This window comes from Litoribrevibacter euphylliae, assembly GCF_042646085.1.
Taxonomy (GTDB): Bacteria; Pseudomonadota; Gammaproteobacteria; order Pseudomonadales; family Litoribrevibacteraceae; genus Litoribrevibacter; species Litoribrevibacter euphylliae.
Genome location: NZ_JBHRSZ010000004.1, coordinates 570,942 through 585,640, shown reverse-complemented (window position 1 = coordinate 585,640; position 14,699 = coordinate 570,942). Strand labels below are relative to the sequence as shown.

Sequence of the window (14,699 nt, the reverse complement as noted above, 5' to 3'; positions counted from 1 at the left end):
CTATGTTAAGACGCATCACCCACTTCGGTGTCGTTAAGTCCAGAAGCCGTTTTCTCCTTTTGCTTGCGTCTCAATCGAGCTCGCCGAGCTAAGGCCATACGAATGCCAAAAACCGTAATCAAAGTAATAAACGCCAAAGTGATAACGATAATCACATCGCGCTTAAAGCGCCCGGTTAATGGGATTAAATGATTCCACTTATGAAGTATCGAGAACGACCAACGTTCTGCCCGATCAACGGATCGCGTCTGATCCACCAATAAATTGGTCGCCGGATCAACAAACACCTGGCGCTGTTCTGAATCATCAAAACTCACCTTCCACACCGGTAATCGCTTATTACGGAAGTCATAGTCCGGGCCAAAGTGCGTCACTTTATCAATCGACAACACCGCATCGCTTGATAAACCAGTGAACTCAGTCGCAAGCGTCCACGCTCTGTCTTTGTCCGAAATGGTCAGCGGCATTAAAGAGAACGCATCCACATAGAGTGACGATGTTTCAGAGGGATTGCCTTTGTACTTTTTGACCAAGGCTTGATGATGAGAATGCGGGCCTTCCGAACCATTAGTTACTTGATGATCATTATGCCCTTTGGTCACAGACAGTCGATACACCAGTTGTCCATCAAGATTCATTAGACTTGCAGCCAGAATCGAAGCGCCATCAATGCCTTTAAGTTCATCATCAGAGGCAGTCGAGCTTTCTTCCCCCCGCGTTTTAAGCGATTCATTTAAACTCTGGTCACCTGAAAACTGGCCAAAATCAAACACCGGGTTTAATCGCATGCCCGCTGGGGCATCCACAAATGCGGCTTGAATTAAGTGATAGCACCCAGAGATCGACCAAGCGAACAAAGGCAACCACAAGACATACCCCAAACGGCGATGCCATTTTCGATCACTCTGTTTGATCTTTCTTCTCTTGATTAGGATCACCAGACCTAAACCACTGACCGAGACGCCAACCAGCACCAGCATTGCCAGAAAAACGGCCACCACTCGAATGTTGTCTTGTGCATCCAGAAAATCAAAGGTGTGCAATGCACGGAATACGGTCTGCAAACGAAGACGCGTTTGGTTGGCAAGACCAGCTAGCTGCAAAGATTCGGTATGAATATAAGCGGTTAGCTGATCATCGCCTTCGTCTTCTCCATTGCCTTTAAAATAAACTTTATAAACGGGCAGAAGTCGATTAACCCACGGGTAGTCGCCATCAAACTCAGTCTGAAAAATCACTTGCTTGATCTCATCTTGAGATCGGCCGGTGTAGTGGCTGGCTAGCCATCGGGCTTGCGTCTCGTCATAGTTCTCAAGCATCGCGTCTTTTACAAGCGTCTGCGCCGTTAATGGCGAAGACAGCAGATTTGCGACAGAGCTATTGGGCTGAGCCACAAGCGCCATCAGCGGTACATACTGCCTTGGCTGCGACTGATCGTAAGTAAGCTGCAACATTGGGCCATCAGCACTCGGCACCACTTTAGCGATGGATACCTGATCCAGTTGAGCCTGAACTAACACTGAGGTCATGGTTTTCAACTCAGAAAGCGCAATGCCCTGAGCAAGTGCAGAATCGGCAATAACATCGAGCGTCAATGCGGGTGGACGATAACTGGCTTGTTTTGGCCCGAACCAGGACATCAAGGGGTGCGTTAATCCGGACAATGTCCAGATCAACACACACGCAGCGCCCCACCAGAGCAAGATGTTATGCAAGGATAAGTTGGAACGCCTCAGCGACGTTGCTTTAGATGAAGGATTGGCCACTCGACGCTCCTTACAGACTCAAACGAACGCCGACAACCCCAGTCATAGGGTTACCGGGACGGTAGGAAATATCAGAATCGCCCACCTGATTCGAGGTGTAAGTGGAATAGCGCTTGTCGAACAGGTTCATCACTCGACCAAAAATCACAGTGTCTTCGGTCAACTCATATTCGCCACGTAGATTGAAAAGATTGTGCCCACTGTATTTAGCAGTGTTGGTTTCATCGGTGTAGTAGTCACCTAAGTGCTCCCACTCCAGCTCGAAGCTGGCCATTGGCATATACGTCGGATAGTAATTAAGGTGTACATTGGCCATAGTGCGTGGCGCTTTACCGACATCGTTTCCTTTAAAATTGAGGTTTTCCTGCACATAGCAAAAGCAACCTGTCGAATAGTAGCCATAAACGTACTGGAAGTCTTTGTACTCTTGTTTTGAGTAACTTGCTGCCACGCCGTATTTCAATTCTTCGGTTAGATCACCATTAAGAGCAATCTCAATACCCTTGTGAGTGGTTTCCCCTGCATTGGTGGTCTTACGGTCAGCGCCATCAATGTAGGAAACAATGTCGTCTTCCACCGTCATGTGATAAATCGCAATTTCATAGCTGTGTTGCGGGTTAATATTGCCTCGCACTCCGATTTCATAGCTGTCCGAAGACACAGGTTGTAATTCATCGGTATTAATCGAAGAACCAGCACGGAACAACTGACCGACAGAAGGAGCACGGAAGGCATGACGATAATTGGCGTACGCCATATGATCTTTTCTGAACTGATACACCACACCCAGTTTAGGGCTCAGTTCATCAAAGTCGACAGATTGAGATTCCGGGCGGAGATGGCTTGGGTCAACGGCTTGATGTTCAAGATTGTCATCGTAATCCACATCGAAATAATCGTATCGCAGACCTGCGGTTAAGCGTATCTGATCGTGCACTTGAAATTCTGTGTGAAGGTAAGGCGAAACAGACAGTTGATCGGCATCGTAGTCATAACTCAACTGCCCAGTCTTGTCATAATCTGTGTAGATGTCGCCAACCTGAGTCACCGTAATGCGCTCTTCTTTGAAAGAAGACGGCGAGTAATCAACATCCATCCCGACAATAGCGGTTGCTTTGCCTTGCCAGAAGTTCTGACGGTATTTAGACATCAAGCCAAAGGATTGAAACTTGGTTTCACGAACGTTCGGGTCATACGATACCATCCAGCTTGGCATCATTTCTGTGGTGTTATTGCGATAGAAAGGCACCAATGAAATTAGCGCATCGTCGTTCATCTCAAAGTTAAATTCATTGGAAAGTCGAAACGCGCTGACTTCGCGATAGCCAATATCATCATGGAATCGGTTCTTCTTGGGGTTTTTCTTGTAATCCTCTTCTTCCAGTGACGAAGTACCGCTCTGATCCACATAGCTGTAGGACATCACGGTTTTGCTGGTCAACTGATCGGTTAACTGGCTGTCCAAACGAATCGTGGAGGAATAACGAGAATAATCGGCTTCCTGACGATAGCCGGAATTATCTGTGGCGTTGAAATCGATACGAAAGCCCGTGTCATCGGTAATCGCATTACCGCCGGATAGCAAAGTGCGCTTCCAACCATACGAACCCAATTCAACCACGCCGCTGGCTTCTGCTTCATCCGGGCTGGCTTTGGTCATGGAATTAATAATGCCGCCGATGGCCTCACTGCCGTACAAGGATGAACCTGGCCCTTTAGTGACTTCGATACGTTCGCTTTGCGGAATATTCACTTCATAAAGGCCGTTGTGATTAAAGAAGCCGGTCGGACGCGTTGGAATACCATCTTCCAAGAACAGATACACACCTTTGGTGGTGATCGGTTGGCGAATGGCTGTCATGTGCCCTTCACCGCCCAGATTGTTGATGTGGACACCGGCACTGCGATTCAATAATTCCGCAGGGTGAGAGGGAGAAACATGTTGGTTTTCGTAGGCATCAAACCCGGTTACCGATTCCGCAACCTGCATTTTATCCTGTGCTTCACGGGTCGCGGTAATCACGATTTTATCTGAGTTAACTATTGGTTCAGATTGATTCGATTGGATTTCATCGGCCATGATGCTCTCAACCATCACGGGTGTCATCATGATCGACGCGGCAATGCTGGCGCTTACCATTGAACGTTTCTTCATCTCAAATCCTGGCTGCTGTTGTAATTGTCATTAGTTGTTATGGGTTGTTATTAGTTGGCTCTTGGGGTATCCAAGAACGCGCGCAGTCTATAGCGAGAAATGAAGAATGAGAATGCGACTAATTGTCGCACTTAAGAAGAGATAATAACTTAAATATCAATAAGTTAAAAAAAGAAAACCCCTCGTAACAAGCCTGGCGTTAAGAGGGGTAAATATTTAAATAAGCATCAAAATATAAAGCCAGTGTAAACCACTTTTTTCAGGTTTGGGATGTGACTAATTGTCGCACCCTCAAAACCTTGCCTAAGCCCTGTTCGCCTTCTTTTGATTGTGCTGAATCCAAACTCACGGTAGGATTTTCCGACCTAGGGAACCTGAATAATCATAACAATACGACTCTTTAATGGATTAAAGAGCCCAGGATGGAACACGACCAATAATGGATTCTTTCACATCGCTTGCCCACTCGTTTAAAAGCCGCCTTTGGCTACTCACTAAAATCACGCTGTTGGGGCTTTTTTGTTTGACCGCAATAGTGTTGATCAACACTTACCGCTTCACGTCTTCCGACATGTCTGTAAGCATCTACACCAATTCGGAGACACCAAATCCGAATGGAAACGTGCTGATGACACGAACCAAAGAAGAGTCTGCTGAGGTGGTTGATCGGCTTTCAAAAGCCATTCAGTTTCCAACGGTTTCGGTACGAGGTCAGGCTGATGCCAACTTCGACGCATTTGCAGATTTCACAGGATTTCTAGAGCAAAGTTATCCTCGTATATTTCAAGAATTAGAGATCACCAAGTTTAATAATCATGGTCTGTTACTTCACTGGCAAGGTTCTGATTCCACACAAAAGCCCATTCTCTTACTTGCTCACAGCGATGTGGTTCCGGTGCCTAAAAATCAGTTGTCTCAGTGGAATCATCCTCCCTTTGGCGGTGTTGTTGAAAACGGATTCATTCACGGGCGCGGTGCATTGGATGACAAAGCCAGTTTACTCGGGTTATTGGAAGCCGTTGATTGGCACTTGAAACAAGGCACCACCCCCACCCGAAGCGTCTATCTTGCCTTTGGCCATGATGAAGAAGTGGGCGGTCAGAATGGTGCCGTCGCTATTGCCCAGTATCTTGAAACACAAGGCGTTTCCTTTGAATTTGTGTTGGACGAAGGCAGTTACATTACCCAAGGACTGGTTCCCAATATCAGCGAACGCGTTGTTCATATTGGTCCTGGTGAAAAAGGCTATTTAAGCCTGAAAATCATCGCAACAAGCGATGCAGGGCATTCCTCAAAACCACCTAAGATTACAGCTGCAGGTCGGGTAGCGATGGCCGTGGCTAAGATTCAAAGCACGCCCTTCCCCGTTGATCTCACCTATACCGCCGAATTTGTGCGAGGCTTAGGTAAGGACGCCCCTTTCATTCAACGCTTAGTCATGGCCAATGCCTGGCTGTTTGAACCCATTGCCCACTGGATTATGCCACCCATTCCAGAACTCCGAGCAACGATGAGAACGACTGTCGCTCCCACCATGTTAGCAGGCAGTGGTGTTGATAATGTCCTTCCTAACCACGCCTCTGCCGTGGTTAATTATCGAATTCTGCCTGGTGATTCCATTGAGCAAGTAATCGAGCGAACCAGAAAGATCATTAATGACCCTCAAGTTGAGCTAGAGATCTATGGCCAGGCCAGTGAGCCTTCAAAAATCTCGGGCACAACCGAATCAGGCTATCAGTTAATCGCCCAAAGTATTCAAGAAACGGTAGGTGATGAAGCCATTAAAATTTCGCCCATGATCATGATTGGCGCAACCGATGCGCGACACTATGAACACCTGACAGAGCAAAGCTATCGATTTGTTGGCCTCACTTTAAACAGAGAATTAATTCGCGGCTTTCATGGCGTTAATGAAAAAGTAGCCATTGAGAGTTATTTGGAAAGTATTCGGTTCTATCAACATTTACTGAATAAATTATGAAACCTTTAAATTATGCATTAACGGATAACCATGAATCCTGCAGTCGTTAAATTAAAAGAATTTTTAAGTGAACTTGAGGCTGAAAGCCACTTCCCCACAATTCAGGCTAAAGCTGAGCATATAGGCCAAATTAACTTAGTTAAATCCGCAATTGGTCAACTAGAACTCTGTGAAAAGTATGGTATTACTGGAAGCTCATTAGTCAACATCCTTCCTGAAACTGAAAGCCCTAACTTTTGTTACTTAACTGTTCACGAAAATGAATCTTCCAATCCTGAACATTGGGAAGAAGTAACGTTTGATGGTGAGCAGGTATTATTAAGTGGTGGTGATCTTATCGTCCGTAAATAGCTAACTATTTGTATTTTTGAGATTAAATATGCGTTTATTCAATGGCGAATAAACGTATTAACGTTTAGGATTAGAAGATTAGTTTGGTCCTAAATTCAGGTAATAAGTGCACTCCTCATGGTAGACATTTCTGAAAGTGAACGACTCATACGACGCATTTATCAGATCACCAATGCGTACGACAAAGGCTTTGACTATCAAATCCAAGAGTTACTTAGGTTAGGACTGGAGCGATTTGTCCTCGATATTGCGATCCTATCGAATATTGAGGATGGTGATTACACCGTGATGCATTGCGTCACGCCTGATGGGGTTGAGCTTAAACCCGGCGACAAGTTTGATGTTGGCATCACTTACTGCAACATCACCTGTACCTCCAGACAACCCGTTGCTATTGAGCACATGGGAAAGAATGATAAGTACTCTACTCATCCTGCCTATGCTGCGTTCCAACTGGAATCTTATATCGGCGTCCCCATTCACGTGAACGGTCGGCTCTACGGCACGCTCAATTTCTCGAGCCCGAATCCCTACCCAAGACAGTTTCGTGATGTTGATATCGATGCACTCAAACTGATGGCATCTTGGATTGAAGTTGAGCTCAAGCGACAAGTTCAAGAGAAAAAGCTACAAAAAGCCAACCAGTATAAAACCGAGTTTCTGTCTAATATGAGTCATGAAATTCGTACCCCTATGAACGGTATTGTAGGTGCCCTAAAGCTTCTGAATGACACCGAGCTCAATAAAAAGCAACACAAACTGGTGAACCTTGCATTAAGCAGCTCTTCTTCACTGGGCAACATTCTTGATGACATTCTCGATATTTCAAAAATTGAAGCCGGTAAGATCGAATTATCGGAAACGCCGTTTGAATTGGATGAACTGGCGGTTGAAATCGTTAGCACCCAAGCGTTGAAATTATCCGACTCACCAGTAAAACTGGATTACGAATTTAATAACATCAGCAACTTTCATTTGCTAGGCGATGGTCTGCGACTCAAACAGGTGCTCAATAACCTAATCAGTAATGCACTTAAATTCACCAGCGACGGACAGGTCAGACTGAGCATCACAGAAACCAGCTCAGACTTGGTCGACAACCGACGTGTTGGGTGTTTCCGTTTTCAAGTTTCGGATACCGGCATCGGCTTAACACAGGAACAGGCATCCAAGTTATTTGAGCGTTTCCATCAAGCGGACAAAAGTACTACCCGAAAATACGGCGGCACCGGTTTAGGGCTTTCCATTTGTAAATCCTTGGTTGAACTCATGGGCGGTCACATTGGTGTTGAAAGTGAAAAAGGCAAAGGCTCGACCTTCTGGTTTACGCTTCCGTTCAAGCATTTAACCGCCACTCAATCAAGCAACCAGAATGCAGAACCCCAAGAGTTAGATAAAAAACTAACCGGTCACGTGCTTCTGGTAGAGGACAACCTGATCAATCAACAAATCGCGCAAGGCTTTTTGGATAAACTTGGCATCAGCTATGACGTAGCCGAAAACGGCCAAGAAGCGTTAGAGAACATACATTCGAATAACTATGATCTCATTTTGATGGATTGCCTGATGCCGGTATTAGATGGCTATAAGGCAACCCAAGCCATTCGTGATTTGGAAGGATCAAAAAGCACGCTACCTATTCTGGCCTTAACCGCCAATGCCCTGACACCGGATATTGAACGCTGTCGACAAGCCGGAATGGACGATCACATTGGCAAGCCGATTGACCCGGAAGACCTCAAAAAGAAACTGAGTAAGTGGCTTTAACTATCACAACCTGAACTTAGGTAAGCACAAGCGCTTCAGTTTTCCCAGAGATTACAGCAGATCGGGCCTCGATCGAGACATTATCATTTCTGGGCACCTGCGAACCCGTAAACGAATACAAGTCTTGCGGCTCTTGCTGTTGCCCTTGGTACTGCCTCAGCAATGCATCAAGAGTCCCCGCCAGGTCTGAGAGTCGATTCATCGCACTGAATGCCAAACCAGCACCTTCACTGGTTTCTTCCGCCACTTTACGGATTTCCCAAACGTTACGACTGACTTCTTCCGCCACACAACTCTGTTCTTCGGCAGCCGAAGCAATTTGATGATTCATGTCTTTCATATGGGTAACGGCTTCAGCAATACTGTTGAGTGCAGATAACGCCAGATCCGCTTTGGAGACACTCTCGTTGGCTCTATCACTGCTGGCTTGCATACTGGACACCGAAGCTCGGGCGCCACTGCACAACGAATCAATCATGTTAGATATTTCCTGAGTCGATTCATGAGTTCGCGTTGCCAATTCCCGAACTTCACTCGCAACAACCGCAAAACCTCGCCCTTGTTCACCGGCACGAGCGGCTTCAATGGCTGCATTCAGTGCAAGTAGATTGGTTTGTTCGGCAATGCCTCTGATCACATCAACTACCGTCGAAATATGCTCCGTGGATTTCTCCAGTTGATTGATGGTTTCAGCGGCTTGATTGACATCTTCCGCTAATAAGTGAATGGTCTGCATGGTTTGATTCACCACATTGAGACCGTCTTTGGTTTTCTGATCGGTTTGATGAGTCACTTCGGCCGCTTCGCTGGCATTTCGTGCTACCTCAGCAACCGTGGCAGTCATTTCATCCATAGCCGTCGCTACCGAATCGGTTCTAGTTCTTTGATCGGCAACTCCAGCCAGGGTTTGTTGTGAAACCGTGGAAAGCTCGCCAGAAGTAATACTGAGTTGCTCTCCGGCCACCGATACTTGACTAATGAAATGACTCAATGCCTGCTGCATAACCCTCAAAGAGTTGAGTAAACGCCCTACTTCATCGTTGTTGGAATACTCGATGTGGTTATCAAACTGTCCATGAGCAATACGATCCGCCACGTTCATGGCCGATTGAACCGGTCTGACCACCAAACTGTTGATCGCCCACCCAAGCACAAACATCAGTAAAGCTGAAATGACCACAGCACCCAGTAAGATCACCGCCACTTTATGCATAATCAAGCCAACGATGTCACTGTCGGGATAAGCCGCAATCAGTTGGTAATTCCAAGCGGGAAAATCGACTCGTGTTACTTGCCAGCCTGATTCAGAACCATCCAGCACCGCACTGACCAATGCATCATCTTGTGACGAATGAAAACGAAGTCGCTGCATATCATCCACCAGAGCAACAAACCCAGTTTCCAGAATATGACTGCTGGTCACCGCCGCTTGAAGCTCTTGCAAATCCGCCTTGTAGCCAACGTACCAAATACCGACGACCTGGCCACTGCTGTCAAGAACCGGTTCATAACCTGTCACGTAAGGCGTGCCCAAAATATCCACTTGCCCATAGTAAGGGCGTTTATTACGAATCAACTTTATGACTTTGCCATCCGGAGCCAATAACGTACCGATAGCCCGTTTGCCTTGCTTCATGACATTCGTAGAGACTCGAACAAAATTACTGCCATCACGCACAAATAAGGTCGCGGTACCGCCCATCACTTCGGTCACACCATCCACCAAACCAAAGCGATTTGCCTGCGATTCACCACCCAATAATAAGTCCTTGGTTTGCCGACCATTCACCGTCACAGACGACCCAGCAGCGGCATCCCCGAGTTCAACACCACGCTGTTTAAGCAGCGCCATCGACGACGCCACTCGTTCCTTCATAACAGAGTCAGTGATGGCTAAGAGTTTGAGGGAGGCGGACACCTTAGTTTCAATTTCGGCGTTGGCTTGATCGAGGATGGTTCGACTTTCCATTAAAGAGACTACGACAGATACGACAACTAGCATCACCGCCAGAACAGCCAACAGGGTGTACCTTATTTTCGATTGCAATGATTTAAAGCCCATAGCCACTTCCTTGTTGAATTTGTCAGTTTCTGGTGCGTCTCAAACGCTATTGATCAACCACGTTATCAAACAGCTTTGTGATTGAATCACCCATAAAACGTTGAGGCGTAAGAAAGCAATATAGCGCTGAAAATACAGGGCTCGTCATACTTTAAGGTTTTGAAAAAAAGAGAAGTAACTGACGTCGATTAGAGAATGAGAATTAATAACCTATAAATATCATTAGGTTAGCAAATGACCGTAAAAACTGATGCTCGGGAAGAAGTAAGCCTCTGATGTCCCTTGGTTCTTATGTATTAACCACTTTAAGGGCGTTAGATTACTAACCAAACGGACAAGCCTTCATCCTCTCTTCGCTGATGGGAGACACCACCAATGTCTGCCTTTCTACCGGCTTTTGTGCCTATCCTTAAGACATCCTAAAAGTACCAACTAAACCGCAGCTAACTATGGTCATCATTGCGGATGGCGTACAAGGCATCCATTGTTGCTCGTTGATCTTAAGGAACCGCTGGACAGGCATAACTCAGAGTCTATGACGTTAGGCGAAAAGGTTCGCCTAACGCCTTATTTGGCTTATTCTCTAACCTAAGACCTAAACCAAAACGTACTCGCCATTAGCTCTTTTTACCAACTCGGGTCGATAACCCCAAACCCCTTCAATGATAGATTCAGTCAACACCTGATTAGGCGCCCCCTGCTCGATCACACGACCTTGCTGCAACAACCAAACTTGATCGCAATAACGCATAGCTTGGTTTAGGTCATGGAGAATCGCGATCACCGTCCAACCCTTTTGGTGACACAAGTCTTCGGCTAATTTGAGAATGTGATGCTGTTGCCCTAAATCTTGCGCAGAAGTCGGTTCATCCAGTAGCAACACAGGAGTCTGATCCGCTTGGGATAACTGCACCAACACGCGAGCTAAATGAACACGCTGCCGCTCACCACCTGACAGCTGAGTGTAGATACGATCAGCAAATTGAGTGGTGTCAGTTTGTCTCATAGCATCTGCCACCAAACGTTGGCCCTCGGCCCTGCTGGCAGTCAATGGAATTAATCCCAAACCCACCACTTCTTTTACCGTAAAAGGAAAACTGAGCTGGCTGGCTTGCGGCAACACGCCAAGGTGACGAGCCAGCTGTTGGGGCTGCCACTGAGACACACTTTTGCCATGCAATTCAACACGAGAAGCGTGAACATCATCTGGCAGCATTTCGCCAGTAATGGACTTAAATAAGGTGGATTTACCCGCACCATTAGCCCCGAGCAAAGCAATCAGCTGACCCGAACGAGCAAACAGCGTATCAATGTTTAAAAGTGACTTTCGCCCTACCGACAAAGAGAGATTTTGAATCGATAAAACATCGCCTGTTTTTGAAACCTCTGTTTGTAAATCTCGCCCCATCTACATCATTCCCTGTCGACGTTGAAATAGAAGTACCATAAAGAAAGGTGCACCCAAACCTGCCGTAACCAGTCCCACGGGTAATTCCGCTGGGCTCATCCAAGTTCGGGCACCAAGATCAGCAAGCAACAACAAGGCCGCGCCTAACATCGCGGACAAAGGCAAAAGAATACGATGATCCGGCCCCACCATCATGCGAACGAGATGCGGAACCACCAAGCCAACAAAGCCAATTACGCCCGATACCGATACCGCAACACCGACCCCAATCGCCGTAATCAGAATGAACTGCTGCTTCAGCTTTTCGACTTCGATGCCCAAGTGGCGTGCTTCCGCTTCACCTAACAAGAGTGCATTCAATGCATTGGCCTGTTTCTGAAACAGCACCATCACAATCACTAACACAACGCCGGTTAACATCAGATCAAAACCGGAAGCGGATGCCAAAGACCCCATCTGCCAGAGACTCAAATCCCGCAGTGCTTGGTCATTTGCGATGTAGGTTAAAAAGCCAATAATGGCACCACCAAAGGCGGCAATAGCAACACCTGCTAATAACAGGATAACGACCGAAGTACCTGATTCGTTTTTGGCTAATCCATAGACCAACCAAGTGGTTAATAAGCCCCCCACAAAGGAACAAAACGGCACCGTCAGATATTGGTATTCAACAGGTAACACAACGATGGCGATGGCCGCACCTAATGCCGCACCTGACGCCACGCCGATAATACCTGGGTCAGCCAGCGGATTTCGGAAGATGCCTTGCATCACCGCGCCGCACTGAGCCAGTAACGCCCCAACCAACAAAGCCAGGATGGTTCTCGGTAAACGAAGGTCCCACACTACCACTTTTTCATATTGTTGAAGCGTGCTGAACTCACTACCAAACACACCATCCCAAATCGAGATTAAACTCTGGGTTAAAGGCAACTTCATGGGGCCACTGGCGACGGACCAAGCGACCAAAAGAACTAATAGCACCATCATAGGTAACATGATGGGCGACATGAGAGATTCTGCAGATAAACGACGACTGTTCATTACAAAGCTTCAGACACGCGCACGGCTTCTTCCATTGCCTTCAGACTAATACCTGACACCAACGCAGCCGCATCCACAAACAGCACCTTGTTGTTTTCAACGGCTGGCGTATGAGACAACGACGGGAATTGCGCTAACAAGGCCTCAGCTGCTTTAGGGTTTTGGCTGCCGATCAGAATCACCTCGGGCTGCATGGTCATTAGACCTTCCGCAGAAACAGAGCGGTAATTAGAATGAGAAGACACATTCTCTAAACCTAACAGGTTCAGAAGTGAATCTCCGGAAGTACCTAGTCCGGCCTGTTTCAAACCACGCCCTTCCAAATACAACAAAAACACCGCTTTTGTAGATCGCCCTGAAGACGCTTTATCCAATCTTTTATCCGAGCTTTTATCCAAGTTTTTATCAAGAATGTGCTGCGCCGATTGAACTTGATCGACCAGTTGATCACCGGACAGTTTTAAAGCTTCCGCAACTTGCTGAATGTTCTCGATCAGTTGTTGTGAATCGGTCGCGGTGGGTTGCAGTACCAATTGCGTATTAGCGCTTTTCAGAGCATTAACGGTTTCTTTTGGGCCAATGTGTTCACTGCCAAAAACAATCGTCGGAGCCAAGCTCAACAAACCTTCGGCTGCCAATTGACGATGATAACCAACCTTCGCTGGCGTTAAGGTGTCAGGCACAGAACTGGTCACATCAATACCCACCAAAGATTCGCCCTGCCCTAAAGCCACCAGGATTTCTGTTGTACCGGCATCTGTACTGATGATTCGCACATCATCTGACGAGGTACTTGCTTGCGCAGGAGATGCAAACGCACCCAGCAAAACCACCGTGCATGCCGCCAAAGCAAGTAACACGGGAAGCAGATGTTCGGTGAACTCTTGCTTTAAAAGAGATGCTTTTCTGGCCAATTGAACATCCTCACTATTCATCTTTAAAGTCGACATGACATACCCTACCGTGTAGAAAATTAAGCCGATTACTCCGGCTGTTGCATCAAGATTTGTACATTCTTCAACTGATGTTCATTTAAAAATGACATCACTTTTACCAAAGATTCAGCGGTTGCTGAGTTATCGGTTGCAATGGAAATATTGAGTGAATTCAATACGCTTTGCTTGCTTTGAATACGCCCTAGAAGCACTGTTTTTAGCTCACCCCATTCTTCATACGTATCGTCACCTAGCGCCCAGCTGTTTTGGTCTGACGCAACCGTGATGACTAAGGTCTCGTCACTGATCACGTCTGCAGACGGATTTTCAGTGGCTTCAGGAATATTGACGGGCAGTTTTAACAAAGGTGCATTCGCTGTAATCAACAGGAACACAATGACGATAAACACAATATCAATCAGGGGTGTGAGCTCTAAGGAAGGAACCTCGTTGCCATTGTTCTCAGCATGACTCCCAGAAGACGCTGTGATCATGCTATGGATTCCTTCAACGAAGCGTTTGTCAGCTCGCCCATTGGGTGGGAACAGTCTGACACCGACACCCCTTCCAGCATCAAATTGAAATGATTCATCACATGCTCAGCATGATTGATTAGGCGATCCACCCACATGGCATAACAATGAGCTCCGGCCACTGCTGGCACGGCAATCAAAAGCCCCGCTGCCGTGGTGTACATCGCCAACCCCAAGCCTTCGGCCAACATCGAAGGTTCAATCGCTCCCGTTACCACGGACAAATCATCAAACACTTTAATAAGACCAAGTACCGTTCCGAATAACCCCAATAACGGAGCCAGTACCGCAATCACCTGTAAAAAGCGAAGTCCGGATGACAGTTTTCGTTTCTTTTGTAGTAACCAGATGCCCGAAATTTCTTCTCGGATTGGCTTGGTTTGCTCAGTATGTTCCGCCAATAACTGAATGCCCTCTGCAGTGATCAGCGGCATTCGGATCAATCGTTTAGATGGTTCTGAAGAGGAAGCTCCGTCAGCAACCTTAGATAAAGGCGATGAACGACGGCGAAGACTTGCATGAGCCAATACACAAAAACGTTCAATCAGAATAATGAATACCAATAAAGACAACACCAACATAGGAATGGCCAACGGCCCGAGCTGTTGCTGAATGATTTCTAAGGACATAAATCTTGCTCTTACTGTTTCTCTTTAGGGGGTTTTATACGTTCAAAAAAAATGGCGAGTTCAAAATA

General features: G+C 46.7%; 11 protein-coding genes. 3 read left to right on the top strand and 8 right to left on the bottom strand.

Annotated features, from left to right (window positions below):
* Positions 1–5 precede the first annotated feature (5 nt).
* Positions 6–1,766 carry a PepSY domain-containing protein gene (locus tag ACFOEK_RS10090; RefSeq protein ID WP_386720013.1) on the bottom strand — a complete coding sequence of 587 codons (1,761 nt, stop codon included), beginning with the start codon at positions 1,764–1,766 and terminating at the stop codon, positions 6–8.
* A 10-nt stretch (positions 1,767–1,776) separates the two neighbouring features.
* Positions 1,777–3,921 (bottom strand): TonB-dependent receptor, encoded by a 2,145-nt coding sequence (locus tag ACFOEK_RS10085; RefSeq protein ID WP_386720010.1) that lies wholly within the window; start codon positions 3,919–3,921, stop codon positions 1,777–1,779.
* A gap of 439 nt (positions 3,922–4,360) precedes the next feature.
* Between ACFOEK_RS10085 and ACFOEK_RS10080 the strand changes: the two genes are divergently transcribed.
* The 3 genes from ACFOEK_RS10080 (at position 4,361) to ACFOEK_RS10070 (ending at position 8,020) form a co-directional block, all read left to right on the top strand.
* Entirely contained in the window at positions 4,361–5,902 is a 1,542-nt protein-coding gene (locus ACFOEK_RS10080; RefSeq protein WP_386720008.1) for a M20/M25/M40 family metallo-hydrolase, read from the top strand.
* A gap of 30 nt (positions 5,903–5,932) precedes the next feature.
* Entirely contained in the window at positions 5,933–6,253 is a 321-nt protein-coding gene (locus ACFOEK_RS10075) for a hypothetical protein (RefSeq protein ID WP_386720005.1), read from the top strand.
* A 117-nt stretch (positions 6,254–6,370) separates the two neighbouring features.
* Complete coding sequence (locus ACFOEK_RS10070) at positions 6,371–8,020, top strand: GAF domain-containing hybrid sensor histidine kinase/response regulator (protein WP_386720002.1); 1,650 nt, start codon at positions 6,371–6,373, stop codon at positions 8,018–8,020.
* A 16-nt stretch (positions 8,021–8,036) separates the two neighbouring features.
* Here the strand turns inward: ACFOEK_RS10070 and ACFOEK_RS10065 are convergent, their stop codons facing one another.
* From ACFOEK_RS10065 to ACFOEK_RS10040, 6 genes are all read right to left on the bottom strand, one after another.
* Entirely contained in the window at positions 8,037–10,082 is a 2,046-nt protein-coding gene (locus tag ACFOEK_RS10065; protein WP_386719999.1) for a methyl-accepting chemotaxis protein, read from the bottom strand.
* A 595-nt stretch (positions 10,083–10,677) separates the two neighbouring features.
* Positions 10,678–11,490 carry a heme ABC transporter ATP-binding protein gene (locus tag ACFOEK_RS10060; protein ID WP_386719996.1) on the bottom strand — a complete coding sequence of 271 codons (813 nt, stop codon included), beginning with the start codon at positions 11,488–11,490 and terminating at the stop codon, positions 10,678–10,680.
* Positions 11,491–12,534: a FecCD family ABC transporter permease gene (locus ACFOEK_RS10055; RefSeq protein WP_386719993.1), complete on the bottom strand. Its 1,044-nt coding sequence runs from the start codon at positions 12,532–12,534 to the stop codon at positions 11,491–11,493.
* The gene (locus ACFOEK_RS10050) at positions 12,534–13,484 is read right to left on the bottom strand and encodes a heme/hemin ABC transporter substrate-binding protein (protein ID WP_386719990.1); all 951 of its coding nucleotides are present in this window, start codon (positions 13,482–13,484) and stop codon (positions 12,534–12,536) included. Before ACFOEK_RS10050 ends, ACFOEK_RS10055 begins: the two co-directional genes overlap by 1 nt.
* A 32-nt stretch (positions 13,485–13,516) precedes the next feature.
* Positions 13,517–13,963, bottom strand: a complete 447-nt coding sequence (locus tag ACFOEK_RS10045) for an ExbD/TolR family protein (protein WP_386719987.1) — start codon at positions 13,961–13,963, stop codon at positions 13,517–13,519.
* Complete coding sequence (locus ACFOEK_RS10040) at positions 13,960–14,631, bottom strand: MotA/TolQ/ExbB proton channel family protein (RefSeq protein ID WP_386719984.1); 672 nt, start codon at positions 14,629–14,631, stop codon at positions 13,960–13,962. Before ACFOEK_RS10040 ends, ACFOEK_RS10045 begins: the two co-directional genes overlap by 4 nt.
* Positions 14,632–14,699: the final 68 nt, after the last annotated feature.

Excerpts from the sequence above, each read along its gene's own strand:
- ACFOEK_RS10085 (WP_386720010.1), bottom strand. The coding sequence starts at position 3,921 with ATGAAGAAACGTTCAATGGTAAGCGCCAGCATTGCCGCGTCGATCATG.
- ACFOEK_RS10080 (WP_386720008.1), top strand. The coding sequence starts at position 4,361 with ATGGATTCTTTCACATCGCTTGCCCACTCGTTTAAAAGCCGCCTTTGG.
- ACFOEK_RS10075 (WP_386720005.1), top strand. The coding sequence starts at position 5,933 with ATGAATCCTGCAGTCGTTAAATTAAAAGAATTTTTAAGTGAACTTGAG.
- ACFOEK_RS10070 (WP_386720002.1), top strand. The coding sequence starts at position 6,371 with ATGGTAGACATTTCTGAAAGTGAACGACTCATACGACGCATTTATCAG.
- ACFOEK_RS10065 (WP_386719999.1), bottom strand. The coding sequence starts at position 10,082 with ATGGGCTTTAAATCATTGCAATCGAAAATAAGGTACACCCTGTTGGCT.
- ACFOEK_RS10060 (WP_386719996.1), bottom strand. The coding sequence starts at position 11,490 with ATGGGGCGAGATTTACAAACAGAGGTTTCAAAAACAGGCGATGTTTTA.
- ACFOEK_RS10055 (WP_386719993.1), bottom strand. The coding sequence starts at position 12,534 with ATGAACAGTCGTCGTTTATCTGCAGAATCTCTCATGTCGCCCATCATG.
- ACFOEK_RS10050 (WP_386719990.1), bottom strand. The coding sequence starts at position 13,484 with ATGTCGACTTTAAAGATGAATAGTGAGGATGTTCAATTGGCCAGAAAA.
- ACFOEK_RS10045 (WP_386719987.1), bottom strand. The coding sequence starts at position 13,963 with ATGATCACAGCGTCTTCTGGGAGTCATGCTGAGAACAATGGCAACGAG.
- ACFOEK_RS10040 (WP_386719984.1), bottom strand. The coding sequence starts at position 14,631 with ATGTCCTTAGAAATCATTCAGCAACAGCTCGGGCCGTTGGCCATTCCT.